Raw genomic sequence first — 25795 nt, 5'->3', positions numbered from 1 at the left:
TCTACTGGTGGGCAAGTGCCCGCCTGGGACCAGCCAGAACAGCGATCGCTGTCGGCCACGTGGCGTTCGCCGCATGGAAATGCTTAGGTCTGGGAAACGGGGGACGACATGCTCAGGCTGATTCAAGAGACGAAAGCGAAGAAGGCTGCTCAGGAAAAGCTCGCGCAGATCGTGAAGGATTCGCTGCCGACGCAGGGGATGCGAAGGATCGGCTTCAAGGGCGGCAACCGCGACCGCGAACTATTCTCAGCCGGCGAAGGCGAGCTTTGGGCTTCGATCAGCAAGACTCCTGAGGATACGACGATCCCGAGATACTGGAACGCCTTTGGCGTCTTCGAACCCGACCGAAAAATGCAGCTCATTGCGGTCGAGATCAACGTTCCTTCTGAAACCAACGGCTGGCAGGTCGCCGGGGCGTTCGCCGAAGACGAAGAGACTGGCGACATCCACCTGATGCACGATGGCGCGGTCGGCGGCGGCCGTCCCGGCATTGGACAGCAGGCCTTCCTGCTCGCTGCGAACATCCGCATGGTCAAAGTCCTTTGCGAAGACGGTCGGTTCCGCAAAGCCATACCAGTCGGCAACATGTCCGACGTGGGTTTCGTTGGCCGTCTGGCGCGCTACGTCAGGAAAGTCGCGGATTTCAAACTTGCCGTTTCCAAGGGCGATCTGGACACGCCGGAGTTCCGAAAACGGTTGGAGGAGTCCGAGAGTTACGACAAGGAATTCTCCGGAACTAAGCGCGGCCGGCGTGGCGGAACCTTCGCCTACGAGACCTATCATGGCGAGATCGTCGACATGGTCGTCGCCGAAAGGCATGCGGCGCGCAAGCTGGACGAGGAAGTCTACAACACCCAGCTGATCGACTGCTACGTCAGTCGGGCCGGGAGGATCACCGAGGTCTACGAGATCAAAACAGGCGTCGGCAGGCAGCAGCTCTACACCGCGATCGGGCAGTTGGTGACGCACGCTGCTGCCAGCGATGCGGCGAAATTTCTCGTTGTCCCAGCAGACGAGGATATGCCAATGGGCTTCGACAAGGCCATCAAAGCGCTCGACATCACGGTCCGCGGATTTAGGCTGTCAGGGACCAAGCGGAAGCGGATCATCGAACTGGATCCGGTCCGAACCTGATGGCCGCGAAAATGAATTGGCAGCGTACGCAGCCTGGCTGCGGCGGCTTCGACGAACGCACGGCAAACGAATGGCGCAACGGTCCGGAGCCGACCGAATCGGACCTGACAAACATGCCGAATTCTCGGTCGGCAGACCTGTTGCTTCCGCCGACCATCTACTGGTCGGTCAACCTTGCAAGAGCATTCCCTGAGGCGGACGAATCCGGGCATCACCGCTTGCGGCAGGCAGCGATCAGAACAGCCGCAGCGATCTACAAAAGTCACGGGATTAACAGTCTGCTCGCGCGGTCATTGGCGCTGTACGAGCGGTCTAGCAGATCGAAGCCCTTTTCCCAGCGCATACTTCGCTCTGTATTTCGATCTGGAAGCAATGAAGATCGCGCTCCACCGCCACTTTACACACGATCCGCTGCCCCGCCGAAATCTCGCTAAGTTCTACCGATACGCGGAGGTCATGAACCGAAGCCGATGCTGCTGGAGTTCGGAGGATGGCGGGTTCAACGGCTTGACGGATCGTATGTTGGGAGCACCGGGCAAGATCAGAGCGAAGGGGTTCTCCGGTCCGTGATCTTGGCAACAATCATGCCGGCTTCCCGCCTGGCTGATGTGCCGCAAGCGCCCGCACACTTTATACAGCCTCTCGACGAAATCCCGTCCACGTCACCCTTCTCGACAATCCCGCGCATCTGCATCTCGTGCAGGGAATCGGATCTTTGGTACAGGATTAGATCCCTGCCAGGGATGCCTGCGGAAACCTCGCCCGGAGGCGTCGACGCCATGCCCTCCGCCGGCTACATGTTTGGCCCAAGGAGAAGCCACGTGTCACATCATCAACACCGCCCGGTTTCGTGTCCTGCCAGCGGGGTCGCCATGCAGTTCGCAGGGCTCGCCTCGGTCGGGGCAAGCGTCATCGTCAACGCACACGCGGCCGGCCTTGCAAATTTGAAGGACGCACGGGAGCGCCGGGCCAACGGCCTCTGGCACGCCCGGCTGATCGCCGCGCAGCGCTCTTCGTCGGAGGCCCTCGCTGTCGCCCGGTCGGCGGTATATCGCGTCCAGGAACTGGAAGCTGAAGTCGCCAAGCTCCGCCGCTCGGTTGCCTCGCGCGATACCCTGATTCGGAGCATTTCGGTAAACATTGGGTGACGATTTGCACGATAGATTCAAAGACCTCCTTCAGGAAATCCCCGAAGCCGAGGATGCGCTTCGGGCGTATCGGGCGCACCGAAATAGACAGGCAATGGCCGTGGTCGAGAAGCGGCTGCGCGAGAAGAACGCACAGGTTCTCGAAGAAGCTTATGAATGGTGGATGGAGCGCCGCCGGCAGGGGAAGCCTCCGCACCCCAAGGACTGAATCCTTTGTCCTATAACTAGAACGGCAGTATTCTTGCGCCTTTAGATTGGCGGGAATCTGGAGCGGGCGCTATACCGCCTGGCGGAGGCCTGCGGACTGAGGCTGATGCTGAAGGGGTCCACGGTTGCCGTCATCGACGACCCGAAGACCGACCGTCCCGCGCCGGACGCGGATGTCCACCTGAAGCAGCGCGAGGACATCAAGATGATCGTCCCGGACCTGCTGACCCGAACCTACTACGATTCAAATTCGCCGACTGGACTGGTCGAGGACCACGTCCAGTTCACCCGCTTCTCAACGGTCCTCCTGCAGCATTCCGAGGGAGCCGGGATCAAGCTCCGGATCGAGGCGATGCTCGGCGTGACGCGGATGAACTTCCATATTGATTTCGGCTTCGGCCACGGCTCGGTCACCGCCATGGAGGTCAAGCGCATCCCCGGCATGTTCAAGGGAGGCCCGTGTTCGTCAGTTGCCTGCTAGTTGCCGACCCAATGGCTGACAAGCTGCGCGATGTTTGATTTCGGCATGGAGAACACGAGAGTGAAAGGCCTGTTCGACGTCGCCGCCCGCATCCGTGCCGGCCGCTTCGACGTCGAAGAGGTTGCCCAGGCGCTTGCCTTCTCCAAGGATTCCGAAATCGAAACCTGCCCTGTCTGCCTTACGGCGGGATACGCCGTCGGACACGAAGCAACGCGGCAGTCCCGGCTGCGGAAATCAGGAGTCAAGAACTCGCGCAGCCTCGCCGACGTCGTTTAGGAAATCAGGCTGCCCGTCGAGGCCGCATGCCGGGCAGCGCTTCGCCTTCGGGAACCAGTCCAGGCGCAGGGTCTCCGGCTGGTTTCGTCCCGCTGATCACAGACGGCACCCATCCCCGCTTCACCGGAGGCACGCCAACAAGCCCGGTCTTTTCGCCCAGCGCCCAGCGGCCACAGAGTTCCGGTCCGGCGCTGGCGAGTCGGGCAAGCTGGCCGGGTGCCAGCGTCAGCAACACGGTTGCGACATTCTCGGGAATCGAGGCGACGTCGAACGCATCCCTGTAGTCGCGGTCGCCGGCCGCGTAGCCGTGGACGTGTCCGCCGAGCGACCTGACGGCGATCGTGGGCTCGGGAGCCGGAGCATCGAGCTGCTCGCGTAGTTCGGCGGCCTGGCTGTCGACTTCATCTGCGAAGGCATCGGTCGTCGGCGGCATCGGCGTGCTTTGCTGGCCCGTGAGCCAGCGCAGGAAGTCACCCGGAACCGCAAGGATTCCGCCGACGATTTGCCGTATGGCCCTAAGGATTACTTTAAGCATTCGCTCCTCCCGTGTGCATGGTAGAAAAATATTTTGTTTACATGCAACAGACAAACGTCTTGTCAAAGAGCGGTCGTGTCAACAACCTTGGTAACCATGGCAATTGTTGACAATAAAAAGATGCTCAATTGGAGTTGAAATACTCCCGATCTCAGCGAATGCTTTTATTCAGCTGGCGGGGAAAGCTAGCGAAAGGGGGGAACGATGACGGAACTTGCGAAGATCGGGGCGGAAGCCATCCTGGCAAAGGAAGCCGCTGACAAGGCGTGGCAGGACATGACGAACAAGGCGATGAGCCTCGCCGACCACGTTGGCTGGTGGAAGAACATCGCGCGGCTGCCCTCGCAGGAGGACATGGACGGCCTGTACCGCCTTTTTGACCGCTACGAGGCAGCACAGAGAGAGTCCGATGCGAAGCGGGCTGCAAGCTTTGAGGCTTCCAATAAATGGGCCGCCGAGGCCAACGCCGCCCTCGCGCAGGCCGGGAGGAAGTTCTGATGAGCGTTTCTTGGAACGAGGTGGTCCTCTTCGACGAGGAAAACATTGACGGGGTGGCCGACGCCTTTTTCATCCCCTCCGTCTGCGTCTACGACATAGACGACATCGGCTCGGGCCGCGGGCCGATCTGTCCGTATAACGAGGACGACCTTGACGAGGCGCGCGACCATGCGGACATCCGCGCTGGATACGTGACAGGCCCCGTCGGCGACGTCGTCTACGTGTCGCCGGCGGTGCGGCCGGGTCACGTCGTCGACCGGGCGCGGGCCGCGCTGTCATGGTGGGCGTTAACGCTGGCCGAAAGGGTCCTGGCCTTCATGGTCGCCGACCTGAAATGGCAGGCGGAGCATTCTGGGAATTGGCCGGATGTGCAGGCTCACGAAGAGGCCAAAAGGTCGCATGAATGCGTCCTTGCGATGCTGGCGGAAAGGCAGGCGGGGTGATGGGCAGGAAAGCAACGCCGGAATGCGAAGCCCGCAGGCGACGGCAGGCATGGTCGTACGCGCGCAGGCGCTGCGGCATGACGGCGGCCGAGATCGCGCAACTGGTCGGCAAGTCCCTGTGGACCGTGAAGGCCTACGGCAAAGCCGCGGGCAACGTCCCGACCTGGGACGCGATCACCGTGCTGAAGGACCACAACCTCGGAACGGCAATAGATATTGTCGAGGAAAAATTTGGACACGGGGCGCTGGTGCGCCTCAGGCAGGAGGAAGCGCGATGAGGATGAACCCGAAACAGGCCGAATACGACCGACGGATGCAGCCGCGCCAACGCCCATCGGGGTTATGGGAGCACTGGGAAACCGTCGACGGCAAGGCTGTCCGCCATGTGCTGCCGGGTTTCATGGTCGCCATGCTCCCGCGGCGCATCGAGTGCTACCACGCTCCAGGATCAGCGGCGAACCTGGCGCAGAAGGCGGCGGCTCTCGGAGCCAAGGAGGTCGTGGCCGTCCCCGCGCCGAGGCCGCTGATCAGGCGCGTCCCGCCGCCACGTTCCTGATCCCGTAGGATTCGTTTATGTTCCGGCCTCGCAGTGGAGGCCGGAACCGCTTTGACCGATACCGTAACCCCCGAAGTCCGATCCCGCATGATGGCGGCGATCCGGAGCACGGACACGAAGCCCGAGATGGCGGTCCGCAAAGGACTCCACGCCCTCGGCTTTCGCTACTCTTTGCACTCGAATAGATTTCCCGGCCGGCCGGACATGGTGCTGCCGAAATACAAGGCGGTGATCTGGGCGCATGGCTGCTACTGGCATGGACATGACTGCGGCGCGGCGAAGCTGCCGTCGTCAAACGAAACCTACTGGCATCCGAAGATCGAGCGAACGCGCGCCCGCGACGTCCGGAACGCCGCCGCGGTCGAGGCGGCCGGCTGGCGCAGCCTGACGATTTGGGAATGCTGCCTGCGTGGCCGGAACGCGCCGGGTATAGAACGAGTCCTTGAAGCGGCAGTTGACTGGCTGCGGAACGGCAAGGATTCCGGTGAATTTCAGGTGAATTCCAATTTTTGAGGGGTGTGCTACGGTTCCGAATCATTGAGGGTTGGAGGGATTCGGGGGGTCGAATCCTGACAGGAATGATGAAACTGCTGACATCTGGCTCTTTCGCTGTTGACGCGGCACGGCTATGACACAGTTTCTTAAACGTTCTCGTTTTGTATCTGTCGAAGCGGGACGTTTTGCGTGACGGGAGCCACACATGCAGCACAGCGGTACGGTCGTTGACCTTTTTTGTGGGGCCGGCGGCCTGAGCGAAGGATTCCGCCAAGCGGGTTTCCATGTGCTTGCAGGACTCGACTACGACGACACTGCGGGGAAAACCTTCGTTGCGACCCACGAGGGCGCGCGATTCCTCGGCGGCCCGATCCAGAACATTACGGTCAAGGACATCCTGAACGCGACGGGGCTGAAGCCGGGCGAGCTGGACGTGCTGGTCGGCGGGCCGCCCTGCCAAGGCTACTCCGTCTACAACCACGGCCGCGGTGTTGACGACCCAAGGGCGGGACTGTTCCGGGAATACCTGCGCATCGTGAAAGGCCTGCGTCCGCGCTGGCTCGTGATGGAGAACGTGACGGGGCTGACCAGCATCGCAGGCGGCGGCATCATCCGCGAGATTGAGGAGAACCTGAGGGCTCTCGGCTACGTCGTCGACTGGAAAATCCTGAAAGCCGAGGAATACGGGGTGCCGCAGGAACGCAGGCGCATCTTTTTCGTCGCCAATAGGGTCGGCGCGCCGATCATTTTCCCCGCTCCGACGCATGGCGAAGGACTGAAGCCTTTTGTAACCGTGTGGGACGCGATCAGCGATCTCCCGGTTCTGCGGAACGGGCAGTCCCTGGACGTTGAGAAATACGGCAGCCTGCCAATGAATTCTTTCCAGCGAGAGCTGCGCAAGGGTGTGAAGCGGCTGTCGAACCATTCTGCCTCAAAGTTGTCGGCGATGAACGAGGCGCGGATGAAGCATATCCCGGCCGGCGGTTCGTGGCGCGACATTCCGTTCAATCTGCTGCCCGAAGGGATGAAGCGGGCGAAGCGTTCGGACCACACCAAGCGATACGGACGACCGAAGAAAACCGACCTTGCCTGCACCATCTTGACGAAATGCGACGTGCACTGGGGAGCCTACATCCACCCCGAGCAGGACCGGGCGATCTCGGTCCGCGAAGCGGCAAGGCTTCAATCCTTCCCGGACACCTTCGTGTTCGCGGGAAGCCGCACCGACCAGTACGTGCAGGTCGGCAACGCGGTGCCGCCCCTGCTGGGCCGTGCCGTCGCCAAGCAGCTGCTGAAGCTGGACCGAGAGATCGAGCGGGGCGCAGACGAAGAAACGCTTGCGGTCGCCTGATGGCGAAGAAAGCTGCGGCTGCGAAGCCTGAGAAGAAGAAGCAGTTCTACGGCATCGCGGAATGGTACGGAGAGCTTTTCCGGGTCATGGACAGCGCCCGGATGAAGGTGCTGGAAGGCACCAAGAACACCAGCGTCCCATGCCCGTTCTTCGCGCAGGTTCCGGCGCTGGGCCCGAAGAGCGGCAAGCTCCACTGCAATAAGAAGGGCGGGGTCTGCTCCCTCCGGAATTTCCATCCGGCGTTGGCCGCCGGGGACGAGATCACGTACGGCCCGATCACCGCGACCTGCCCGAATCGTTTCCTGGAAAACGGCACCATCGTCCGCCACATCGGCAAGGTCCTGCTGGGAACGGAGACCCCCTTGTTCGCGAAGGAGATCCCGTTTCTGAAGAGGCCTAAGACCGGGATCGCCGGGGAAGCCGAAGCTGCCGCGGAAGCGGAGGAGGAAGAGGCCGAGGAGGCAGCAGAGGAAAGCGGCGAGGAAGCGGCCGCGGCTGAATCCGGCAGGGAGGACGTGGGCCGGATCGACCTCGTCTTCGTTCATCCCGACGACCCCGAAAAATGGTGCGCGGTCGAGATGCAGGCCGTCTATTTCAGCGGCGGAGCCATGTCGGCGGACATGGCCGTGATCCGGACGTTCACGGGCAACAGCATTCCGATGCCCGGCAAGGCGCGCCACCCGGATTTCCGATCGAGCGGGCCGAAGCGTCTCATGCCCCAGTTAATGATCAAGGTCCCGACCCTGCGGCGGTGGGGGAAGAAGATGGTTGTCGTGATCGACCGGCCGTTCCTGGATTCCATGTCGAAGATGGAATCGGTGGGCCACATATCGAACTGCGACATCGTTTGGGTCGTCGTCCGCTTCGACGAAGATCAGGCGCACGGCGAGGCGAGGCTGATGATCGACCAGACGATCTTTACGACGCTCGATGACGCGGTGATTGCGCTTACCTCGGGAACGCCGACGACGCTGCCGGACTTCGAGGGAAAGCTTTCGGGCAAACTCGGGCCAGCGCTCCCTATCCCTTCCGTTGCCGTGGCGGCAGTTCCCGGGAACTAGGGGTTGCCTCAGCTCGAATCCGCATTCGCCGCTGCAAGGATACAAGAATGCCGAATGAAAATTTTGGGCTTGTGGATCAGGGCCTGAAGCAGCTTCAAGCTACGGGAACGTGGGTACTGGAGAGACATGGCTGCCGAATCGTGATCAACGAAATGCCGGGTGGCGACTACAGGTACGTAGCGAAGGTTTCGCTTCCCGGCGAAACGGATTCGATCAAGGGCAAGGACGCTTCCGAGGTCGTGCAGAAGGCACTGATGCGGGTGGAGATTTACGGAGCGACTAAACTCTAGGCGGCCCAGGATTGAGCAACGCCATCGCCAGTCGCCGTGTGCCGGTCGTGAGCCGCGATCAAGATCATGTTGCGTTTTCCGCAGTGACACTGGACGACGTGGCGTGACAGGCCGTTTACGGCTGACTGAGCGCAAACGGATCGACATGGTTTGCCGCCGAGTATCGGAGGCGCTCTCGGTCGACCGTGCCGGCCGCTGGCGAAAACCTGGTGGCTGGGTCCGGAAGCCGCGAACAGGCGGTTTCAGCAGACTTGTCAACAATACGAGCGATTTGCAGCCCCATTCAGTGGCCTCGGCGAGGACGAGTGGCACTCGGACCCACGGAAACGAGACCTCAGTCTAGGGATCGGAGGCAGCGGGCGCGCAGGATGTCGCATGCCAGATTGAGCAGTCTGCCGCTGGCCGTATCTGAGCAGACCGTCACCCGCCAGAACTTAGTGCTATCGATCTCCCGGACCACGTCCGTCAGCTGTTCAGCCTCGGCATCCTTTTCCCCGAAGGGACCGAGGCCCAGTTGCTCGGCGACGTCGGCCATGCGGAGGATTTCCACCGCCAGTTCTTCGAGATCCGACCGCAGCTGGGGAATAAACTCGAATCCGATCTGGGGGATCGCATCCCGCATCGCGCCTCGCAGGCTGCCAAGGATCGTTGCCTCGATGGCCGGCCGTCCGTCTTCAGCGGCCGATACGAGGGTCGTCTCCAGGACGCTTGCCACCGTAAGCTGGACTGAGGCGCGTATCAGCGCCGGATCAAGGTCGCCGGGGTCGGCGAGGCTAACTATTTGCGCAGTCAGCGCTTCGATGTCGATCTTGGGAGTGTGGTCGGTCAAAGCCCTTCGTCCTGGCCAAGCAGCTCGTCGATCTTCGTGACGTGCTCCCCGAGCGAGGAAACGATCTCGTCGAGTGCCTCGACGGTGTCCTCGTCATCGGCGACGTGCTTGTCTACGAAGCTGCTGAGGTCCTCGCCGAAGAGGTCGATGTCTTCCCGAAGCGCCTGTAGCCGGCCCTTGAGCTTGGCCAGCTCTCGCCGCTGTTCCGTGTTCATCCCGCTGATCCCCTCGCCCGACCCTTGGTCGGTCATCGCACAGGGGCGTTAACGGATGGTTTGCTCAGACCACCGCGTGCCACACGTACGAGATGACCTATCCAAATGACTTGTACACCGCCAACAGGATTGGCCGACCCGACCGCGACGTCAACCAGACAGCCGGCGACGGACTGATGCACAGCAGATAGGGAAACGGACAGGAAGGCGAAAGGGCGCAGCGCCCCCGCGCACACCGCTCCTACCACGAATTGCTGCACAAGCCGCCGCATTCTGCGCAGCTCGCTCGCGAAGTCCATGCCCGCTCTCCCAATCGCCGCCCGGACACGCCCCGAGATCACGACGATCTTCCGGACTCTTGGGTGATGATAGGTGTGCGAGTCTTCGCCGGTTCGGCCAGAGATGAAGGTGACTACCGGGCGTTCCATCGTCCGGTCCACTCTCATTGAGGGACCTTGGGAACCCGTCGACCGAAGCGCCGTTTGACTGATCGCTTCATCATTGACCTACCCCAACAGCAGACGGCGCGCGATAAGAAACAAGCGAAAAGATTGGTGGAGTAATCAGAAAAGAAAACAGCAGCTTGCTTTGCGCCGGGATCGAGAAGCCCTTCTTCTGATGTTCGCTCGCTCTTGTCGTCCGTCGCGTGTCACTTTCGAGACAGGTCTTTGAGCTGCTCGGCGGTAACGAAGCCACTTGTCTCTCTGCCAATACGACCCCGAAAGCCGTCGCGGCCGACCAGACCAGATAGTCCCGATGTCCCTGGGTCGCCCTGCCCGCCGTTGATACCTGGTCCGCCTTCGCTATGATCATCGATGCCGGGGACCAGTCCCTTGTGGCCGTGGCCACCCGGGCCGTATAGCCCGCCGTCGCCACCAGGTCCCCCGGCTCCTGGCTCGCCGCCGAAACCTCCTCTTCCGCCTCTGCCGCCGCGGCTGGTAACGACCACCTCGGGCACTGGTCCGCCTTCTTCTGCCAGGATCGTGACGGAGCCACCGTTTCCGCCACTGCCACCGTCGCCACCTGTGCCGCCGTCTCCACCATTGCCGCCTGGCCCGCCGGGTTTCCCGTCGCCTCCCTGAGACGCTGCATGGCATGCACTAGCTTCGCCGCCTCGTCCGCCGTTTCCACCCCGGCCACCACGTCCGCCGTCGGCTCCACGCCCGCCTGTTCCACCATTGCCCCCATCGCCACCGTTTGCCGTAATGTCGATGGTAGTCTCTTCGCCAAATTTCCTCGATATCAGGATCACATCAGCCGCAGAGGAACCGTCCTGACCAGACTCCCCGCGCGCCACTCCCAACTCACCCCCGTCTTGACCTACTAGTCCGACACTACCATTGCCGCCGGGCTCTGAATCGTACCCCCCAACCAAGTCACACCCACTGCCGTCTCGGCCGTTCTGTCCATCGTCACCACCCTCACCCTCAGCGCCTACTTTCCTCGCCCAGATATCCTCAGCCGGATCGTTTCCCTTATGGGGCGGATTGGCCCCATCCTTTCCCCGTACGCCACGTGTGTTGATGATAACGACGGGGCCGGATGTCGTATCGCCGATTCGAATATCTAGCGCGCTGAGGGTGTTCAGCGAGCTGCCGTTGTCGAATTGCAGAAAGGGACAGACGATTGATATTCTCTTTGCTTCATCGACAACAGCTTTGTCCTCGGGGTGAACCAATGTAACCATGTTCCGTATGACAATCTTATCGTTTCCTTCCTCTCCGCACTCAAAGTGGCTGATTTTCACGGTACCTTCCCAAACCACATCAGCGGACAGAGCGGGGCAGACAGCCAGTAGAACCACCGTACAAGACGCAGCTAAGAGTCCAAAGAGATCGTTCATTCGTCGATAGCCTTCGTCCACATTGAATGAACCCAAATCAGGCTACGCCACAATTCAAAAGAGCGGGGCGCGGTGACGGCCACGATGCTAGATCCCAAACGGCGGCGATCAATGCCGGTCCGGGATAAAGGCAGGACAGTCCGTCATCTCAGGCCGGCCCAACACCTCCTCGATGGACATGCCGTTCAGCGTTCGCAAATGGGAAACGAACACTGTCTGCGCTATTCGATCTCGCATGTCCCTCACTTTGTCTGCGGCCAGTTTGCCTTCCTGGGTCACATCCCGGGGATCAACGGTCTGCCGGTATACGTCCAAATACAACAGGCCACTGTTGCCGTCGGGGTCGGGTCGCAAGCTCTGCCTCTTTTCGGGTTCGAACTTGAGATCGACAAGATCGAACTCCGGCGTGACGGCATTGATTGCCATGGATCCGACGTCCACATTGTGCAGGAAATTTATCTTACTATCCCATACAACAACGATTGACGATATGAACTTTCCAGATTCGACGATCTTTCCACTTACCTGGTCTGCATACGTATTCGCATAGAGGCATTTTGTGTCTAATTTACCACCGACCAGAACATCATCGAGAATTAGGCCATCCACATCGTTTTTAACGTCAAAATCACAACTTCCAGAATTGCGACAGTCCGAGTATGCCACAACAAGCTGATTCCTCAGAGCGGACAGCTCCTCCTGATTGACCCGAAAATATTGCTCCCAAAGGTGAACGTCCTTGGCCTTGTAGTCCTCGTAAGTCGCTAACCGCTGATCAACCCTGAGCAAGTACTTGTAAATCTTGCCGAGCTTCTCATAGTTGTTCGCGTTGAAATCAAGCACTGTGAAATCCAGCTGCGGCCAAGGGGTGAAAAGAAACGTGTCGGGGGCTGAGTTGGCATACGTAAAGTCGGTCGACGCTTCGGCCATTTTGGTCAACAGCGTGTCGATGAACTCTTTCTTAGTAGGATCGCCGGCGCTTACGATCGCCTTCAAGTTGGTTGCTATGCCGCCACCTCCAGCCGAGTCGACAGTGGCCGTTACCTTTCCCAAGCGTTGCGCCAATGCCAAGGTATCGGCCAAAGTTGTAGATGCACTTGCTTTCGCGTCGCCCGACAGTACCTTGACGTCGAAATTAGCGCCTCCACTGTAACTGAAGGTGTTATTCAGCACAACTTTGGCTTCTCTGTCTATATTGGACAACTCATAGACTACACTGATACTGGATTTTCTCGTCCAGCCACGCACAAAATGCGTTCCACAATGCTTCCTGAACTCCTTGTAGTCCTTCGCGTTCAGATACTTCTTAAACTCATCCCGAATGGTAAAATCCTGCATCAGATCACGTCCATGATCTGCCTCAGCCTCGATAATGATCAAAGCCGTCTCAGAATCGTTCTTTAGGAAGTTCTCGAAATGTCCGAAATTCTTTATTGTTGAGTTACCGCCAAGAATTTTCCCTAGATTGGCGGACGACGAAGCTTCAGCACTATAGTCAACTTTCAGTTCATTCTGGAACTCATTTATATCCTTTATGAATTTAAACGATAATGTGGAGTGGACGGCGCCCTGCGTATCTTGTTTGACGTTTCCGTCCGGGTTATCCAGACACCTCTCCTTGGGTTTGGACGGGTCAATGGCGTCAACACTGTCACCAATGGCCAGATCACTCGTGATCCCGTATGGCGATTTGCGCATGCCATCCAGAATGTCAGCAAGATTGGCGGCTTGTGTAGAACAAAAGCCACCCAGCGTGATGGACAGAACAAGAAGGACGAATCTAATTTTCTTCATCTGTCACTCCTAATTCATTGCCGGAAGAAGATCTTTTAGCTGGTCTTTGGTGACGCTGCCGCTCAGGCCTTTTCCCAGATGGCCCAGCGAGCCGTCGTCGCCATTGTGACCAAGCGGCCCCGCCTGGCCGGGTTTGCCAGGATCGCCGTTCGCGCCATTGTTGCCTGTACCGGCTTGGCCGTGATCTTCGATGCCAGGGATCAGCCCCTTGTGACTGCCCCCGCCCCACCCGAATATACCGCCTTCGCCACCCGGTCCGCCTGCCCCTGGCTCCCCTCCCAGTCCGCCCCTTCCTCCTCGGCCGCCATTGAAGGTTGCAACGAGCGGCGGGACGGGTCCGCCGTCTTCCTTGAGGACAGTCACCGTTGCGCCATTGCCACCATTGCCACCGTCGCCGCCAGCACCGCCGTTTCCACCGTCACCGCCTTTTCCGCCAGTGCCCCCGTCGCCTCCTCGAGAAGCTGTGTGACAACTACTGGCGTCACCACCATGACCGCCGTAGCCACCTTGGCCACCACGGCCGCCATCGGCCCCACGGCCACCCATCCCACCATTGCCGCCATCGCCGCCATTTGCGGTAATATCAATGGTCGTGCCTTTGGCAAATTTCGTTGAGATCAGGATCACGTCGGCGGCAGAAACCCCGTTCTGTCCCGGCTCCCCGCCCGCCACCTTCAAGTCACCTCCCTGCTGCCCCCCCTGCCCAGTCCCTCCTGGCCCGCCGGGGTCCGAATCGTGATCATTAATTAGGGCGCATCCGCTACCGTCTCGACCGTCGCCTCCGGAGCCGCCTTTGCCGCCATCAGCACCTACACGCTTTACCCAGATATCTTCAGCTGGATTGTTTCCGGTATAAGGTGGATTGCCACCGTCTTTTCCCCGGGTGGCGCCACGTGTGTTGGTGATAACGACGGGGCCGGAAGTCGTATCGCTAATTCGAATATCCAGAATGCTTATGGAACTCAGCGAGCTATCCTTCTCGAATTGGAGGAGTGGACAGAAGATCGATATCTTTTTAACATCCCCAAATGGATCTTTGTCCCGCGGGTGAACCAAGGTAACTTCACCGCTAATAATAATCTTTCCAATATTCTTTTTCTCACAATTAATATAATCTACTTCAACATTGCCAGACCACGTAAGATCAGCCGAAGCAGCCGGTCGGTCTGCCAGTGTTAACATGACGGCGACTGTTGATCCGAGTACCACCGACAAATGAGAGAGATAACTGCGCATCGTCGTATTCCTCCCGATTTTTCTTTCTGTGCTTACGCGTTACTTAATTTTTTAGACCTTCTTTTGTCAGGCGCAATCCGTCAAGCATGCTTTGAATGTCGAGATTCCCCTCTCCTTGGAGGACAAGGCCTATATCTCCTTTGGCCCCGACTCGACCGCTCGCACCCCTCCTCCCAGTGGTTCCGTGACGTCCATCGGCACCGGCGGCACCTGGCTTGCCATTGATGACGCCCCTTGCCGCTCTTTCGGCCGAGCCGCCGATACCTGGGTGACCGCCAGTGCCTCCCATCGCTCCGTTGCCCCCTAGACCACCGTCGCCACCCAGCCCACCCAACCCGCCCTCACTCACAAGTTTGATCGGCACTTGTGAGGTCGACACAAAACTTTGGTCAGTAAAGGAAACAAGAATATCTCCGCCCGGGCCTCCTGCCCCCCCCGAACCACCATGGCCGCCTAACCCGCCAACGCCGCCGTTGCCGCCTCGACCGCCATCTCCGCCACTACCGGGCACAAATCGGTAGGTTCCGTCGGCCCCCTTCCCACCACGGCCACCATCGCCCCCTACGCCAGCGCGCCCGCCGAGTTGACCGGGATGGCCCAACTCTCCTTGCTGTCCGGTGGCTTCGACGTAGACGGAGCTGCCAGCATTGATCTTGTTGAGATGCAGCATCACGGTTGGCCCCTTGGAGCCCTTGGAGCCGATGGCGCCTTTCCTGCCTGGGGTGCCTTCGAGTCCGGCCGTTCCAGGTTTGCCAGTGGAACCAATTCGGGAAGCCACTGGGAACCGTTGAAAAGGAAAGAGGGGTGCGCGAGGCGCATCCCTGCCATTAGCGGATCGTTTCTTCGCGCCGCGAGTCGGCGGTTCAGGCATAGGATCCGAATCGTGCTGCGGTGCGGAAGGTGCCGCGAAAATCGCCAAGGGGCCCGACAGCTCTCCGATCTGAAAATCGACCGGTCCGTCGAACACTAGCCGGCTGCCGATTTTGAAGATTACCTCATTACAGCTAACCTTGTATTGTCCACCGTTCAACGTCACTGTGACCGGGCCATCCACGACGATGCCGGCTGTCCCCGAGTTACTGCAGCTGTCGCTTCCGAGCGTGACCTTGTCGGCCCAGTGTTCGTAGGTTTTGTCTTCGGCGCTCGCTATTGGCGGCAATGTTGCGATGAACAAAAGCGCAATCACACACCTTGACAATCGCATCAACCCGCCCCCCCAGCGCCTTTTCATTGTTGATCCCAATCTGCTAAAATATCAATAGGAAAAGTCAGGCATTGAGCTATGGTGCGTACAATGTGTGTTTTCATCATTACTTGCTGATGATTGACCACTACGAAAACTTGGATCCTCAATCCCTTGCGGGATGGAAGGAGGTAACGCATGCGTCAAAGGTCTCGCCCTGGGAGTCGATCTCGGTGGATCGAATGGTTGAGAGCAATTGTGTTTGCGTTGGCAATCATGGGCTCGCCACCTCGCTCAGAAGCCTCCGAGAAGCAGGAAAGCTGGGTCGACACAAACTTCGTGCCCTGCGAAGGGATGGGCTTAAACGCCTCTGGCCGCATCGGGGTACACGTCGATTATCGAATCGAAGGCAAAGTGATCGAGGTGAGCAGCTTCTTGTTGACCACAAGCTATCAGTTCGAACACGAACCGACCGCTCAGATAACGTTTACCGGGGTCGATGGTGCGACTGCCAAGTTCAATCTCCAAACTCCGTGGTTCGCGACCGTAGGGCCGGACGATGGCACCAAGGCGCTTTATCTTCCTCGCTCTGGCGATGGAGACACGGACGATGCGCAGACGCATTTCCGAATGAAACCCGGGACGCCCATCAAGATTTCGAGCACCGCACGCTTTCCCCAAGAGGGTGGCAATTGCTTTTCGACGTTCGACAGTCGGATTGTGCTGCCGTAGCAAGAAAGGTTTGGCGCTATATGTCGACGTTTGGGGATACGTGAACTTCACCGATCTGCGGTTTGCTAGCGCCAGCGTGGGACCAACTGAGTAGTGGTTCGACACCGTCCGCCAGGGTGGATCATCCCAACGCCGGTGGATAACTGAGTCATGACCTCTCCTGATGGAAGCCGGAAATCCCTGCGGTACACCATCACGGCTTCCTCCCGTCCCCCGGCGCCGCTTCCAGCGCCTCCACAACCCTGTCCAGCCGCTCCAACGAGATCCCGTCCACGCGCCCATGCGCGACGATCCCAAGCAGCGTCTCCGCCTCGATGCCCGCCAGTTCGGCAGCCTCGGCGATGGACAGACCGCGCGCGTTTACAAGGGCTGGTAGCGATGTTGGCGACGGCATCGGCTTTGACGATAAGGACATCCACGTTCGGGAGTCCGATTCCGCGGACGACGTTGCGGCTGACACCCACTCTTCGCGCTCCCTTTCGCATTGCCTGCTCCATGGTCTGAGAAGGACGCGCCTGCTACAAGGGTCCCGCCGGCAAAATAATCGGGAGGGGATCCGCATGGAAGCCTTCGAAGCCACGATGACGTCTAACTTCTTCGCGTTCAACGTCGCGGTCGGACTCGTGAGCGTCGTCGCGTCCGGCCATCTCGCGCAGCGGATGCGGCCAGGGTTCGTGCGCGGAGCCTCGGGCTTCGTCCTTGCAGCGGGAATCGCGCTCTTCGTGGCTGCGGCAGGAACTTGGCTGGTTGCGGCCTTCTCGTCGCCAGCAGCAGCCGCGACGTCCTGGAGGATACCATTCCGCGCTGTCATGTGGTCGCTGGAAACTGGCGTTGAGTTCGCCGCCCTCGGCATTGTCGCAGGGATGCTCGCTTACGCCGTGCTCAGGTTGAGGCTGGGCACAAAGACAAGGGATGAGCCATGACAGACTGGCAACTGGTCCTGTTGACGGCCGTCGCGACGACGATCGGCACCGTGCTTGTGACCTACGTCGGGCACCGGATGACGGTCGCGAAGGACACGCAGGAAGAGCGCGACAGACACGGCACCTACGTCGCCACACGGGTCGTCTGCATGCTGGACCCGTTCGTGCTGCAGTGCGTAGATGTGGTCAACGATCAGGGCCTATACGTCGACGACGAACTGACCCCGCAGGTGGACGCTCCGTCGATCTCTTTCCCGGACGACCTCGACTGGAGGACGGTCGATGCCGCCCTCATGTATCGCATCCTGACGCTGCCGAACGAGATCGCCGCAGCCGACAGCACCATCGTCGCGTACGCCGAGCATTCGGGGCCACCGAATTGGGACGAGGTGTGGGACGAGCGCAGGTTCCAGTACGGTCATGTCGGCCTCTATGCTCTCGACCTGGCCGCCGATCTCCGCCGCCGCTACGGACTGGAGCCGAAGGACTACAGCCGCTGGGATCCTCGCGGGGTTCTCGACGCGGCATACACGGTGGAGGACGTGCGCCGGAAAAACGCCGACACGAGCATAAAGAAGATGGTCGCGAACTCGCTGAAGAAAAAGAAGGCAGCCAAAGTCGAGAAGGCGACCTAGACTTCGCCTTCAAGCTTGCAGATGCCAACGTTTTCGATGATCTGGTGGTCGGCGAAGGTCGTTTCCTTCGTCTCGCCCGACCGGAGATCGACGACGAAGCGATAGCTCGCCCCCTTCGATATCTCGTGGCCCCACTCGGCTACGATCATGTCAGCATCTCTCTTCAGGATTTTCTTGAACGCCAAGCCGGGGACCGTCATCCGAACTGAGCCTTTCGCGCCCTGGTTCAGCCTGTCGCCGTCGATCCACCATGTCTTGTGCTGGCCGTCCGGATACCGATCTACCGGATAGTCCTCCCCGAACAACGTGCACTCGAGCCGCTGCTGCGCCAGCGACGGGGTTGATATGGCTACCATGGCCGCGACAGCTAGCATTCTTATGATCACGGCGGTGGTCCCTGCTTCGGTTCGCTGTACAGACTTCGGCCGTTCAGGGCAAACAGCCATCAAGCCCCTCCTAAACCTTCACGAGGCTTACCTCGTTTTGGCGCTGCGAAGCGAGAAACAATTGTTTCGGCGAAAGACTTCTGGACGCTCGCGTCATGAATCTAGACTTGAGGCATCGGGTGCATGCCCCTACAAGAGAGCAACGCGGGGAGGATGGCATGGGTGACTTCGAGAGAACTTTCGGGGCAGGCGCAGACGCAGTCGAGATCGTCGAGGCGTATTCCCGCGGGGACGACTGGCCGCCTCCCAGCGGAAGGTCAACGAATAGCCGCCGCCTGTCGCCGGAGCAGCGGAAGAAACTCGACTTCGAGCGAGCCGCAGAGGCGGCCATGGCCGGGTCAGTGAACAAGATGACGCTAATTGGCATCGTCACCAAGCCCGCCACCGTCAAGCGCAGTGGCTTCATCAACGTGAGTTTTGAAATGGCGACGTGGGTACCCGCCTTCGTTTCCGCCGACGTTACCCGTCACGCTGTCAGCGTGGATGACGATCGGCTGTATGATCTCGTCGAGAACGAGGTGTTGCCAGGAACCCGCGTCTATGTTGAAGGCGCGCTGTGCAAGGAACCGGGCCTAACCTCGATGGGCATGCAGGAACGTGTGTTCGTGTCCATCCGCAGGACCATCGGCCGCCTGGTGGTGCTCGATTACCCGGGCTTGGAAGCGATCCCCAAACAGACCTGGCTCACTGACGACACTATACCGCCGCGCTAGCCTTCCGCCGGCGGCCCGCTCAGTGCGTCAGACAGATGATTTCCGAATCCTGGCATGGACGCTATGGATTTGGCCGCGATGGGAACTCAGACTTGGGGGAGTAGATGCCGGAAGAACGAGCAAGGTGGCTGCATCCAGACGAGATTCAGCGCGGAGGTCCGTCGAAACCTGAAAGATACTGTCGCGCATGGCAATCTCTGTACCTGAAGATGGATGACTATCGGTTCGAAAGGTGGTCCGCCTTCAGTAGCACCGACAAATACATTGACGACGATGAAGCGTTCAAAACGCTGTCGGCAAAGATGACCGAAAGCGGATGGGATTCACTAGACAAGGAAGAGAAGAAAACTTTCGGTGATCGTCATCTCAAAGCCATACATGCGGAGCCGGCTCCCGAGGGCATGACGCTGACCGGGTGGGCGAGCATGGATGGGTTCGCCGGAAGCACCATCGTCTCCTTCGCAGTAGAAAACGACCCAAACTATCAAGGCAGGAGCTTCGATAAGGATTACGCGAAATCGTTCAACCGAATACAGGTATCGCTTCATAGCAGCAACGACGACCGGATTGGGTCGCTCTCAATCCTAGGTGAATCCTGGCGGGAGCTCTCACGAAGAGACCCCGACGACGACTCGCCCGACGAGGACATTCTTCACGCCAGCGTTTCCCTGCCGCTGGAGAGGATGAAGGCGCTCGCTGACGAATTGGCGGGACTTCCTAGAAGGCCTCGTCTTAAAATGAACATGAGCTCGCTCCTGTTCCAAGAAGAGTCGGAGCGCGTCTTTTATCCCGGGAGACCACCGCGTATTTGCGATGATCTATGACCATGGCGCACCCTTGGTACTGAAATCCATCGCCTTCCAGCGGCTATCCAGCAAGGACGAGGACCTCTTCAGTATTGGCTAGCGAACGGCGGTAGTTTTGCTGGCATGACCATCACAGCTTCTCCCGCGCAGCCTTGTCGGCCTCAATGATCTGGCCGGCGAGATCGACCCACTCGCCCCACAGGTTTTCCCGACGGTTGGGGTCGACGTCGAAGCCGCCTTGGCCGTCCTTCTCGAGGAAACCGATGGACCACGGAAGCCTGTGATAGACAGGCCACTCGTCATCGATCCGGCGCTTCCGGCGATCCTTCGCCTCGTCGGCAATGATGCCTCTGCAGGCGCTTCCATTCAAGCTGCAGTTCCGCGTCCGTTGCGTTCTGTCCGTGTATTCCATCATAGCTTCCTCCCGCTTTCCGGCGCCGCCTCAAGCGCCTCCATGATCCGCCCCAGGGCATGGACATCCAGCATCCTGAAATCCCGTCTCTCGACCAGCGCGCGCATCACGCCGACATCGACGTCGGCGATCTCGGCGGCGGACTCGACGGACAGGCCGCGCTGCCGGATCGTGTCGAGGATCGACAGCACGGTGGTTGCGCGGAGTTCTGAAAGCAGGCCGATCATGGCTTCCTCTCCGGCACCTCAATCAGCGCCTCATAAATCTTGTCGAACCTCTCGATGCTCAACCCCGACCTGTGCGGCCGCTCCAAGGCCCCGAGCAGCGCGGCCGGCTCCATCCCGGCTATGACGGCAGCATCCTCGACGCTGAGGCCTTTCTCGCTGATCAGATCGCGGATACCCAGCCCGAGTTCCGATTTCGCCAGCAGGACGTCGGCGTTCGGCAAGCCGAGATCGCGGAAAATGTTGCCGGACATCAGTGCCATCTCCCCTGCGGATTCTGCGGCAGCGCCAGCGCGAGGTCGGAAACGTCGGCAAGCGCGACATCGCGGACTGTCAGGCCCCATCGCCGGATGTGCGCGTGGATAGCCTTGACGGTGGTGTCCTGGTCGGCGGGGCCGTGCAGCCTGTAGATGCGGCCGGATTCGGTTTTGGCCGTCATCGTCAGCGTCTCGAACTCGACGATCGGACTGGTGACGCGCGGAATGCCCGTGGCGGCGTGAACGCCGACGAGGCGGAAGCCGATCATGTTCTGCTGCATCAAGCCCCAGTGGATCAGGACGACGTGCGGCTCTTCGTCTACGGATTTGTCCATGTGTTCCCCCCAGTGCCATTCGACCGTTCCCTCACAGATCGTGGGGCCGCCGGCCGAAAGCGAAAAGGGCCGCGCTGCCGAAGGCTTTACGGCAACAGGGAGCGCGACGGAGCCCCGCTTCGTGTACGGTCGCGGGAATCGGGAATCACATGACGGATGACGAGATGAAACTGCCGTTGCCGCGCCTCAGGCGTATCCCTGACGAAGTGAAGAAGGCGCTCGACGAACACCGCCGGAATATGCCGCTGTCGCCCTGCGTAGACCAGACGGAGAAGGACATCGAGACCTACTACCGGAACGAGCCGGAGGGATCTGCAGCGGCCGTCCGGACGACGCATGGCGGCATTCTGACATACGCGCTGACGACATTCGATCTCCGCAGGAAAAGCGGCCGCATCAACGTTGAAGGATTCGGCGACTTCTACGCGAAGTCCGGAAAGAACTGCTACGAGCCGACGGGCCAGAAGCGGCTAGTCGTCCCGACCGAGGAGGTCGTCGCATGGGCCAAGGAGCACCCTCGCGGCGAGACCGGGCATTCGACCTACCGCCAGGGCTGAGACGACGGCGAGCTTAATCGGCGGACACCTCGCGCAGGGATTCAGGTTCGGCATCGGGGGAACGTCGATGTCGATCTTATCCCGGCTGCACCTGAACGTCCCGTCGGAAAACAGCAGTCCAGCTTCCGATCGCTGATGCACAGGTGTTTCACAAGGTCGGAGAGCGTGACGGGTTCGGGGCGCAGGGTTTTCCGGATTGCCTAACGCGGCTTCCGGCGTGGAATTGAATTCCTCGACGAAAGCGCTCGGGTCGTCCCGGACTGAATTTTTTTTCCATCGTCCCCCTGTATCTACGAGCATTTCGCGTTTTTTGATTCCAGATCGCGGAGTAACGGGGGGAAGGCGGCAACGAGCGTCATGGAGAAACACCCAGCCGCTTCGGCATACGGGAGGCGGAGACGAGTTCCCCGAGGTCCTTCCGGCTCTCTCTGGACACCCGCCAGCGGACCGTGTGGACGGCTTCCTCGCGGGTGCATCCGCGTTTGACCAGGATGTCGACCGTTCCTCGGATGATCGCCGTCAGCGCCGTGCGGAAATCGCCGGACCCGGCAGGACTTAGGTTGACGGTATCGGCGTAGGCCGCTGCCGACGCGGCCAAGGCGATGTCGACCTTTGAAGCCTCCGGACGGCCGTGTTTCTTGAGCCACGCACGGTATTTTGCCATGCGCTTCGCTTTCGCCAGGCCCGCTGGTGTCAGATTCTCCGCCCTCGGCATTCCCCACGTCCTTCCCGTCTCTACGAGCCGCGCTCTACGAGACGCAATCTCGCCTGCGGCCACGCAAGCGACAAACTCAACTCAATTTGAGAAGCTTCGGCTTCAGTCGTCCCGACCTTGCCTTTGCCGTCACCGTGCCGGGAACTCCGACGCGGCCGGCGAAGGCTTTCCCGAGCCAGTTCCGGATTTCCTCCGACCCCGGCCCGTCCGTCGCCAGCAGCATCAGCGCCGCATCGGCAAGCGCGGCACGGACCATGGGAGCAGTCGGCTCCGGCGACCCCCGTTTCTTGGCCTCCCGCTGCCGTTTGCGGTGCTTCCGCGCAGCTTCGGCCAGGTAAGCGCGGCGGTCATCAGGAGCAGCCTCCCGTATCGTCCTGCGGCGAGGCCGTTTTGTGAGAAGTCCGTAGAGCGCGTCGACGTCCTGCATGTTCGTTCCCCTGTCCATGATCCATGCTGATCCGGACGGCTGCACGAAACAACAGTGATTTACGCGTAAATCATGAAAGTGCGGAAACGCCCGGCAAGGCTTCGCAAACTGCCATTCGGCATGGGTTGTCGGAGACCTTAGTGCAGAGCCGGCCGACCTCTGATGGGAGCCCTGGAGCCTACGGCCATGGGTTTCGGGAACCCGGCCATATCCAGATTCGAATCCTTGGCGGCGGTGGCAGGACTGGCACTGCCCTTCCCTCCTGCTCGGCCTAACCCCCCAAATCCGCGAAGCGGCACGGCTCTTCTTACTTTCAGGCCGGAGGCGCACGTTGACTCAATGCCTCGCGGGGAGCCGCTACGTTCAGGCCCTGGAGCCTTCAGAGCGGACTGTTCGAATCCTAATGCTCCGGAGGACAAAAATGACACCCCCGCAAACCCTCTGCTAGTATCGTCGGAATCCGGCATCCCGAAAACTCCGATTTCCCCAGGCTTTGTCAGCCTTCGTCAACAATCATTTCGTCCCGGTTTCCGCAAGTCATGTCAACAATTGGATTCTCTTCGTCCCGGTTTCCGCGATTTCGCCCACCCCTTGGCGAACGATGGGACGAAAAATCCATGAATCCGTCGCATCCAATGCTGTACGCATATGAGACGAAACCTTGCTCCACAAGGGTTTTAGCTATTTCGTCCCATCGAAAACAGCATGGTTGACGAAATCATTTCGTCTCATCTGTCAAAATAAGCCGAAATAAATAGGACGAAACCCTTGACGCGGGCTTGGCCCCGACAAAACATCTGATGGAGCACAGGGGGAACGAATGCTTCATCAACCGAAAATTCCGGTCGGGTACCGGGTCAGCCAAAAGACCATGGATGGGCTCTTCCAGCCGGAAACACGCGGAGACCTAAACAAGGCCTTCTCCTCGAAAAAGCAGCTGCAGGTCATCGCCCCGGAATCTCCGAGGCCGTCCGAGATGCTTGAAGGCGTAGTCGTCATCGGCCTCGACGACCTGACGGCCGATGACGAGAGCCTGCATCAGATGCTGATCTCCCGGGCATACGACGAGGACAGCCTGATGTCCGCAGAGCCACATTCGTTTGACATGTCGGAGGCCGTGCGGTGTCTCGGCAGCCGGGTCGAACGTTCCGACATCAGGCTGTCGCTGGCGCGGCTCAAGCGGACGACGGTATCCTACGGCCGGTCATCGGAGCGGCGGTTCGAGGACGTCCAGCTTTTGGAAGGCTGGATCGAGGTCGCTCCCGGTTCCGACATCATCCGTTACAGGCTTCCCGAGCCGCTGCGCGTGCTGATGCGCAACCAACGGGAATACGCCTATATCGAACTGGCCGCGTTGCCAAAGATGCGGTCGAAGTTCTCGTCCCGCCTCTACAAGCAGCTGGCGCTCCGGGCCGCGAAGCAGAAGTGGGTTCCCGGCGACGACAACACCATCACCGTCTCCGGCACGCCCGACGAGGTTGCCGAATGGATTGGTTTCCCCAAGGAAGCCAACGGCAAGGTCCACGTCGGCAAGCTGAGGGCCCGGTTCCTGGACAAGGTCGAATCCGACTTCGCCGATGTCCGCGCCTTCCGGCTTGAATACGTCCCTCACGAGCCGGGCGGGCGCGGCAATCCGCTGGCCCGGGTTGAGTTCGTGCTGCATCTCGCCCCGCCGCCCCGTCACAGCGTGCCGATGTTCTTCAAGCCTTCCGACAGCACGGTCCGCGTCGGCAACAAGGACATCATCGGCTACCGGGTCGAGTCCCGGACTTGGCGCCGGGCCGCGACGAAGTTCGGTCGTCGCCTCGTGATGACGAACCGCGGCATCGCGGATTTCTGGCTGATCGCCTTGAACGAAGCCATCTCAGGGGTCGCCCTGTCCGACGGCTACCACACGCGGAAGTTCCGGGGGTCCAGGCTGCTCGACGCGATCCGCTCAAGGGACGCTGACTATGCGGCATGGGGGTTTGTATCCGAGGAAGCCGACGTTCCAGACCTCGCCGCCAAACAGGGGCAGCCGGGCTACACGGCTATCGAGCGCGAGGCCGACGAGGCCCGGCAGCAGCGCATCGGGTTCGGCAAACGCAAGCGCCAGGCTCCTGCGTTCATCAACGACCAAAGCGAGGATGTGGCACGGTCAGCCGCGGCGACATCGATCACCACCTTCGCCGACTGCAGGGAGATCGTTTTCACGGTCGATCCCGCACTCACGGCGATCAACGTCGACGCGCTCGTCGGTTCCCATATCCAGAAGCTCAGGTTCACCGGGAGCCGTTCGGTCATGCTGACCCTGCGGTTCATGGAAGCCGGACGGTGCGACACCTGGGAGCTGGGAAAGTTCCCGGTATCCGAGGCTGATCTCGAAGGCATCCTGAAATCTTTCGGCCGCCACTTCGACGGCATCGAGGAGTACCTCTGATGGCAAAATGGGAACGCAACCGCATCCGCCCGTCCGACGGTCCGCTGCTTCCGTCCATGCCCGCCGCCGTCCAGCCTGCGCTGCGCTTCATGCTCGGCGCGGAGGCCCGAGCCGAGGCTGAGGCGTTCAGGCTGGAACTCAACGACCGCATCCAGTGGTCAAACATTCCAGGGCATCTGATGGTGGCCTTCGTCGAGAAGCACCTCGTCGGCCAGCTTGCCGACCGCTGGCCTCAGGTCGCCCGCGCTGACGAAGCTGTCGGTGGCCTGCTGACGGAAGTGCTGCGGGCCTTCGCGGCGAACCCGAAGCTGCCAGGCTGGTGGAAGTCCCCGGCGGTCGCCTTGGCAAGCGGCCGGCCAGAACGGCTTCGGGAAACCTGCGAAGGAGTCCTTGCGCATGCCGGAGTGCCGTTGCCGCAATACGAATCCTACAAGGAGGAGGTCGAGGACCATATCCTGAAGGCTGCCGTCCGGCACTGGCAGGACCGAGACCGCCCGGAGTTCGAGGGTGACGATGCTTGACGTCGCTGCCCCGAGCCCGGTATCGATCGCAAAATCTTAGATCTCTGCCTCTACGGTAATTGGCAGACAGGAGTTCAGACCATGAGGCCCTCGACACG

General features: G+C 60.3%; 36 protein-coding genes. 21 read left to right on the top strand and 15 right to left on the bottom strand.

The features are described 5' to 3' along the window. Positions 1-108 precede the first annotated feature (108 nt). The 5 genes from EN850_RS03035 to EN850_RS03020 all read left to right on the top strand — a co-directional run bounded on the left by EN850_RS03035 (position 109) and on the right by EN850_RS03020 (position 3246). Positions 109-1134 carry a hypothetical protein gene (locus EN850_RS03035; RefSeq protein ID WP_136090599.1) on the top strand — a complete coding sequence of 342 codons (1026 nt, stop codon included), beginning with the start codon at positions 109-111 and terminating at the stop codon, positions 1132-1134. Between the two features lie 821 nt (positions 1135-1955). Then, on the top strand, positions 1956-2282 hold the full coding sequence (locus EN850_RS03030) for a hypothetical protein (RefSeq protein ID WP_136090598.1): 327 nt from the start codon (positions 1956-1958) through the stop codon (positions 2280-2282). Further along, entirely contained in the window at positions 2275-2490 is a 216-nt protein-coding gene (locus EN850_RS36235; RefSeq protein WP_189590967.1) for a hypothetical protein, read from the top strand. The genes EN850_RS03030 and EN850_RS36235 overlap by 8 nt, the downstream gene beginning before the upstream one ends. A 105-nt stretch (positions 2491-2595) precedes the next feature. Further along, positions 2596-2970, top strand: a complete 375-nt coding sequence (locus EN850_RS03025; RefSeq protein WP_136090597.1) for a hypothetical protein — start codon at positions 2596-2598, stop codon at positions 2968-2970. Positions 2971-3015: 45 nt separating this feature from the next. Then, positions 3016-3246 (top strand): hypothetical protein, encoded by a 231-nt coding sequence (locus EN850_RS03020; protein WP_145973013.1) that lies wholly within the window; start codon positions 3016-3018, stop codon positions 3244-3246. A 4-nt stretch (positions 3247-3250) separates the two neighbouring features. Here EN850_RS03020 and EN850_RS03015 read toward each other — a convergent pair whose 3' ends face one another. Further along, positions 3251-3781: a hypothetical protein gene (locus tag EN850_RS03015; protein WP_136090595.1), complete on the bottom strand. Its 531-nt coding sequence runs from the start codon at positions 3779-3781 to the stop codon at positions 3251-3253. Positions 3782-3985: 204 nt separating this feature from the next. On the opposite strand from EN850_RS03015, the gene EN850_RS03010 reads away from it, so the two are divergent. From EN850_RS03010 to EN850_RS02975, 8 genes are all read left to right on the top strand, one after another. Continuing rightward, positions 3986-4279 (top strand): hypothetical protein, encoded by a 294-nt coding sequence (locus EN850_RS03010; protein WP_136090594.1) that lies wholly within the window; start codon positions 3986-3988, stop codon positions 4277-4279. After that, a complete protein-coding gene (locus tag EN850_RS03005) occupies positions 4279-4722 on the top strand; it encodes a hypothetical protein (protein WP_136090593.1) in 444 nt (147 codons plus the stop codon). The genes EN850_RS03010 and EN850_RS03005 overlap by 1 nt, the downstream gene beginning before the upstream one ends. Positions 4723-4799: 77 nt before the next feature. Continuing rightward, a complete protein-coding gene (locus tag EN850_RS03000) occupies positions 4800-5000 on the top strand; it encodes a hypothetical protein (protein WP_136090592.1) in 201 nt (66 codons plus the stop codon). Continuing rightward, positions 4997-5278: a hypothetical protein gene (locus EN850_RS02995; protein ID WP_136090591.1), complete on the top strand. Its 282-nt coding sequence runs from the start codon at positions 4997-4999 to the stop codon at positions 5276-5278. Before EN850_RS03000 ends, EN850_RS02995 begins: the two co-directional genes overlap by 4 nt. Positions 5279-5329: 51 nt before the next feature. Beyond that, complete coding sequence (locus EN850_RS02990; protein WP_136090590.1) at positions 5330-5791, top strand: very short patch repair endonuclease; 462 nt, start codon at positions 5330-5332, stop codon at positions 5789-5791. 187 nt (positions 5792-5978) lie between these two features. Next, a complete protein-coding gene (locus EN850_RS02985; RefSeq protein WP_136090589.1) occupies positions 5979-7124 on the top strand; it encodes a DNA cytosine methyltransferase in 1146 nt (381 codons plus the stop codon). After that, positions 7124-8185 carry a NotI family restriction endonuclease gene (locus EN850_RS02980; RefSeq protein ID WP_136090588.1) on the top strand — a complete coding sequence of 354 codons (1062 nt, stop codon included), beginning with the start codon at positions 7124-7126 and terminating at the stop codon, positions 8183-8185. The genes EN850_RS02985 and EN850_RS02980 overlap by 1 nt, the downstream gene beginning before the upstream one ends. A gap of 47 nt (positions 8186-8232) precedes the next feature. After that, on the top strand, positions 8233-8475 hold the full coding sequence (locus EN850_RS02975; protein WP_136090587.1) for a hypothetical protein: 243 nt from the start codon (positions 8233-8235) through the stop codon (positions 8473-8475). A 334-nt stretch (positions 8476-8809) separates the two neighbouring features. On the opposite strand, the gene EN850_RS02970 is transcribed toward EN850_RS02975, so the two are convergent. From EN850_RS02970 to EN850_RS37670, 6 genes are all read right to left on the bottom strand, one after another. After that, positions 8810-9304 carry a hypothetical protein gene (locus tag EN850_RS02970; RefSeq protein ID WP_136090586.1) on the bottom strand — a complete coding sequence of 165 codons (495 nt, stop codon included), beginning with the start codon at positions 9302-9304 and terminating at the stop codon, positions 8810-8812. Further along, positions 9301-9519, bottom strand: coding sequence for a hypothetical protein (locus tag EN850_RS02965; protein WP_136090585.1), 219 nt, complete (start codon positions 9517-9519; stop codon positions 9301-9303). The genes EN850_RS02970 and EN850_RS02965 overlap by 4 nt, the downstream gene beginning before the upstream one ends. 498 nt (positions 9520-10017) lie before the next feature. Beyond that, complete coding sequence (locus EN850_RS36230) at positions 10018-10698, bottom strand: hypothetical protein (protein WP_189590965.1); 681 nt, start codon at positions 10696-10698, stop codon at positions 10018-10020. A 772-nt stretch (positions 10699-11470) separates the two neighbouring features. Then, the gene (locus EN850_RS02955) at positions 11471-13156 is read right to left on the bottom strand and encodes a hypothetical protein (RefSeq protein ID WP_136090584.1); all 1686 of its coding nucleotides are present in this window, start codon (positions 13154-13156) and stop codon (positions 11471-11473) included. A gap of 9 nt (positions 13157-13165) precedes the next feature. After that, entirely contained in the window at positions 13166-14392 is a 1227-nt protein-coding gene (locus EN850_RS37675; RefSeq protein WP_136090583.1) for a hypothetical protein, read from the bottom strand. Between the two features lie 43 nt (positions 14393-14435). Continuing rightward, entirely contained in the window at positions 14436-15623 is a 1188-nt protein-coding gene (locus tag EN850_RS37670; protein ID WP_136090582.1) for a hypothetical protein, read from the bottom strand. A 198-nt stretch (positions 15624-15821) separates the two neighbouring features. On the opposite strand from EN850_RS37670, the gene EN850_RS02940 reads away from it, so the two are divergent. After that, positions 15822-16307 (top strand): hypothetical protein, encoded by a 486-nt coding sequence (locus EN850_RS02940; RefSeq protein WP_136090581.1) that lies wholly within the window; start codon positions 15822-15824, stop codon positions 16305-16307. 193 nt (positions 16308-16500) lie between these two features. Here EN850_RS02940 and EN850_RS02935 read toward each other — a convergent pair whose 3' ends face one another. Next, on the bottom strand, positions 16501-16722 hold the full coding sequence (locus tag EN850_RS02935; RefSeq protein ID WP_136090580.1) for a hypothetical protein: 222 nt from the start codon (positions 16720-16722) through the stop codon (positions 16501-16503). 145 nt (positions 16723-16867) lie between these two features. On the opposite strand from EN850_RS02935, the gene EN850_RS02930 reads away from it, so the two are divergent. Both EN850_RS02930 and EN850_RS02925 read left to right on the top strand, forming a co-directional pair. After that, positions 16868-17230, top strand: a complete 363-nt coding sequence (locus EN850_RS02930; RefSeq protein WP_136090579.1) for a hypothetical protein — start codon at positions 16868-16870, stop codon at positions 17228-17230. Then, positions 17227-17865: a hypothetical protein gene (locus EN850_RS02925; protein ID WP_136090578.1), complete on the top strand. Its 639-nt coding sequence runs from the start codon at positions 17227-17229 to the stop codon at positions 17863-17865. Before EN850_RS02930 ends, EN850_RS02925 begins: the two co-directional genes overlap by 4 nt. Here the strand turns inward: EN850_RS02925 and EN850_RS02920 are convergent. Continuing rightward, on the bottom strand, positions 17862-18311 hold the full coding sequence (locus EN850_RS02920; RefSeq protein WP_136090577.1) for a hypothetical protein: 450 nt from the start codon (positions 18309-18311) through the stop codon (positions 17862-17864). The two genes, EN850_RS02925 and EN850_RS02920, sit on opposite strands and share 4 nt — an antisense overlap. A gap of 158 nt (positions 18312-18469) precedes the next feature. Here EN850_RS02920 and EN850_RS02915 point away from each other — a divergent pair, with 158 nt between their 5' ends. Both EN850_RS02915 and EN850_RS02910 read left to right on the top strand, forming a co-directional pair. Beyond that, entirely contained in the window at positions 18470-19024 is a 555-nt protein-coding gene (locus EN850_RS02915; protein ID WP_136090576.1) for a hypothetical protein, read from the top strand. Positions 19025-19128: 104 nt separating this feature from the next. Further along, positions 19129-19848 (top strand): hypothetical protein, encoded by a 720-nt coding sequence (locus EN850_RS02910; RefSeq protein WP_136090575.1) that lies wholly within the window; start codon positions 19129-19131, stop codon positions 19846-19848. A gap of 112 nt (positions 19849-19960) precedes the next feature. Here EN850_RS02910 and EN850_RS02905 read toward each other — a convergent pair whose 3' ends face one another. From EN850_RS02905 to EN850_RS36220, 4 genes are read right to left on the bottom strand one after another with little or no spacing between them, the layout of a single operon-like run. Then, positions 19961-20242: a hypothetical protein gene (locus EN850_RS02905; RefSeq protein ID WP_136090574.1), complete on the bottom strand. Its 282-nt coding sequence runs from the start codon at positions 20240-20242 to the stop codon at positions 19961-19963. Next, positions 20242-20469, bottom strand: coding sequence for a hypothetical protein (locus tag EN850_RS02900; RefSeq protein WP_189590963.1), 228 nt, complete (start codon positions 20467-20469; stop codon positions 20242-20244). The genes EN850_RS02905 and EN850_RS02900 overlap by 1 nt, the downstream gene beginning before the upstream one ends. Continuing rightward, positions 20466-20720, bottom strand: a complete 255-nt coding sequence (locus tag EN850_RS36225) for an XRE family transcriptional regulator (protein WP_189590961.1) — start codon at positions 20718-20720, stop codon at positions 20466-20468. The genes EN850_RS02900 and EN850_RS36225 overlap by 4 nt, the downstream gene beginning before the upstream one ends. Next, positions 20720-21058, bottom strand: coding sequence for a hypothetical protein (locus EN850_RS36220; RefSeq protein ID WP_189590959.1), 339 nt, complete (start codon positions 21056-21058; stop codon positions 20720-20722). The genes EN850_RS36225 and EN850_RS36220 overlap by 1 nt, the downstream gene beginning before the upstream one ends. A gap of 149 nt (positions 21059-21207) precedes the next feature. On the opposite strand from EN850_RS36220, the gene EN850_RS02890 reads away from it, so the two are divergent. Next, positions 21208-21615 (top strand): hypothetical protein, encoded by a 408-nt coding sequence (locus EN850_RS02890; protein ID WP_246689135.1) that lies wholly within the window; start codon positions 21208-21210, stop codon positions 21613-21615. 355 nt (positions 21616-21970) lie between these two features. Here the strand turns inward: EN850_RS02890 and EN850_RS02885 are convergent, their stop codons facing one another. Further along, a complete protein-coding gene (locus EN850_RS02885) occupies positions 21971-22330 on the bottom strand; it encodes a hypothetical protein (RefSeq protein ID WP_136090571.1) in 360 nt (119 codons plus the stop codon). A gap of 76 nt (positions 22331-22406) precedes the next feature. Beyond that, on the bottom strand, positions 22407-22757 hold the full coding sequence (locus EN850_RS36215; protein ID WP_136090570.1) for a hypothetical protein: 351 nt from the start codon (positions 22755-22757) through the stop codon (positions 22407-22409). An 820-nt stretch (positions 22758-23577) separates the two neighbouring features. Between EN850_RS36215 and EN850_RS02875 the strand changes: the two genes are divergently transcribed. Both EN850_RS02875 and EN850_RS02870 read left to right on the top strand, forming a co-directional pair. Then, positions 23578-25176, top strand: a complete 1599-nt coding sequence (locus EN850_RS02875; protein WP_136090569.1) for a RepB family plasmid replication initiator protein — start codon at positions 23578-23580, stop codon at positions 25174-25176. Beyond that, positions 25176-25697: a hypothetical protein gene (locus tag EN850_RS02870; protein WP_136090568.1), complete on the top strand. Its 522-nt coding sequence runs from the start codon at positions 25176-25178 to the stop codon at positions 25695-25697. The genes EN850_RS02875 and EN850_RS02870 overlap by 1 nt, the downstream gene beginning before the upstream one ends. The last annotated feature ends 98 nt before the right edge of the window (positions 25698-25795 follow it).

Source organism: Mesorhizobium sp. M8A.F.Ca.ET.207.01.1.1 (assembly GCF_004794715.1).
Taxonomy (GTDB): domain Bacteria; phylum Pseudomonadota; class Alphaproteobacteria; order Rhizobiales; family Rhizobiaceae; genus Mesorhizobium.
This window is presented reverse-complemented; position numbering and strand designations above follow the sequence as displayed.

Bases quoted from the DNA above. Each gene is read 5' to 3' on its own strand.
- EN850_RS02910 (WP_136090575.1), top strand. From the start codon at position 19,129: ATGCCGGAAGAACGAGCAAGGTGGCTGCATCCAGACGAGATTCAGCGC.
- EN850_RS02980 (WP_136090588.1), top strand. From the start codon at position 7,124: ATGGCGAAGAAAGCTGCGGCTGCGAAGCCTGAGAAGAAGAAGCAGTTC.
- EN850_RS02975 (WP_136090587.1), top strand. From the start codon at position 8,233: ATGCCGAATGAAAATTTTGGGCTTGTGGATCAGGGCCTGAAGCAGCTT.
- EN850_RS36225 (WP_189590961.1), bottom strand. From the start codon at position 20,720: ATGTCCGGCAACATTTTCCGCGATCTCGGCTTGCCGAACGCCGACGTC.
- EN850_RS02935 (WP_136090580.1), bottom strand. From the start codon at position 16,722: ATGTCCTTATCGTCAAAGCCGATGCCGTCGCCAACATCGCTACCAGCC.
- EN850_RS03010 (WP_136090594.1), top strand. From the start codon at position 3,986: ATGACGGAACTTGCGAAGATCGGGGCGGAAGCCATCCTGGCAAAGGAA.
- EN850_RS36230 (WP_189590965.1), bottom strand. From the start codon at position 10,698: ATGGTGGAACAGGCGGGCGTGGAGCCGACGGCGGACGTGGTGGCCGGG.
- EN850_RS02870 (WP_136090568.1), top strand. From the start codon at position 25,176: ATGGCAAAATGGGAACGCAACCGCATCCGCCCGTCCGACGGTCCGCTG.
- EN850_RS03005 (WP_136090593.1), top strand. From the start codon at position 4,279: ATGAGCGTTTCTTGGAACGAGGTGGTCCTCTTCGACGAGGAAAACATT.
- EN850_RS02905 (WP_136090574.1), bottom strand. From the start codon at position 20,242: ATGGAATACACGGACAGAACGCAACGGACGCGGAACTGCAGCTTGAAT.
- EN850_RS03015 (WP_136090595.1), bottom strand. From the start codon at position 3,781: ATGCTTAAAGTAATCCTTAGGGCCATACGGCAAATCGTCGGCGGAATC.
- EN850_RS02885 (WP_136090571.1), bottom strand. From the start codon at position 22,330: ATGCCGAGGGCGGAGAATCTGACACCAGCGGGCCTGGCGAAAGCGAAG.
- EN850_RS37675 (WP_136090583.1), bottom strand. From the start codon at position 14,392: ATGCGCAGTTATCTCTCTCATTTGTCGGTGGTACTCGGATCAACAGTC.
- EN850_RS02995 (WP_136090591.1), top strand. From the start codon at position 4,997: ATGAGGATGAACCCGAAACAGGCCGAATACGACCGACGGATGCAGCCG.
- EN850_RS02875 (WP_136090569.1), top strand. From the start codon at position 23,578: ATGCTTCATCAACCGAAAATTCCGGTCGGGTACCGGGTCAGCCAAAAG.
- EN850_RS02890 (WP_246689135.1), top strand. From the start codon at position 21,208: ATGACGGATGACGAGATGAAACTGCCGTTGCCGCGCCTCAGGCGTATC.
- EN850_RS03000 (WP_136090592.1), top strand. From the start codon at position 4,800: ATGACGGCGGCCGAGATCGCGCAACTGGTCGGCAAGTCCCTGTGGACC.
- EN850_RS02925 (WP_136090578.1), top strand. From the start codon at position 17,227: ATGACAGACTGGCAACTGGTCCTGTTGACGGCCGTCGCGACGACGATC.
- EN850_RS02965 (WP_136090585.1), bottom strand. From the start codon at position 9,519: ATGAACACGGAACAGCGGCGAGAGCTGGCCAAGCTCAAGGGCCGGCTA.
- EN850_RS36215 (WP_136090570.1), bottom strand. From the start codon at position 22,757: ATGCAGGACGTCGACGCGCTCTACGGACTTCTCACAAAACGGCCTCGC.
- EN850_RS03035 (WP_136090599.1), top strand. From the start codon at position 109: ATGCTCAGGCTGATTCAAGAGACGAAAGCGAAGAAGGCTGCTCAGGAA.
- EN850_RS02930 (WP_136090579.1), top strand. From the start codon at position 16,868: ATGGAAGCCTTCGAAGCCACGATGACGTCTAACTTCTTCGCGTTCAAC.
- EN850_RS02920 (WP_136090577.1), bottom strand. From the start codon at position 18,311: ATGGCTGTTTGCCCTGAACGGCCGAAGTCTGTACAGCGAACCGAAGCA.
- EN850_RS02900 (WP_189590963.1), bottom strand. From the start codon at position 20,469: ATGATCGGCCTGCTTTCAGAACTCCGCGCAACCACCGTGCTGTCGATC.
- EN850_RS02985 (WP_136090589.1), top strand. From the start codon at position 5,979: ATGCAGCACAGCGGTACGGTCGTTGACCTTTTTTGTGGGGCCGGCGGC.
- EN850_RS03025 (WP_136090597.1), top strand. From the start codon at position 2,596: ATGCTGAAGGGGTCCACGGTTGCCGTCATCGACGACCCGAAGACCGAC.
- EN850_RS02955 (WP_136090584.1), bottom strand. From the start codon at position 13,156: ATGAAGAAAATTAGATTCGTCCTTCTTGTTCTGTCCATCACGCTGGGT.
- EN850_RS37670 (WP_136090582.1), bottom strand. From the start codon at position 15,623: ATGAAAAGGCGCTGGGGGGGCGGGTTGATGCGATTGTCAAGGTGTGTG.
- EN850_RS36220 (WP_189590959.1), bottom strand. From the start codon at position 21,058: ATGGACAAATCCGTAGACGAAGAGCCGCACGTCGTCCTGATCCACTGG.
- EN850_RS03020 (WP_145973013.1), top strand. From the start codon at position 3,016: ATGGAGAACACGAGAGTGAAAGGCCTGTTCGACGTCGCCGCCCGCATC.
- EN850_RS02915 (WP_136090576.1), top strand. From the start codon at position 18,470: ATGGGTGACTTCGAGAGAACTTTCGGGGCAGGCGCAGACGCAGTCGAG.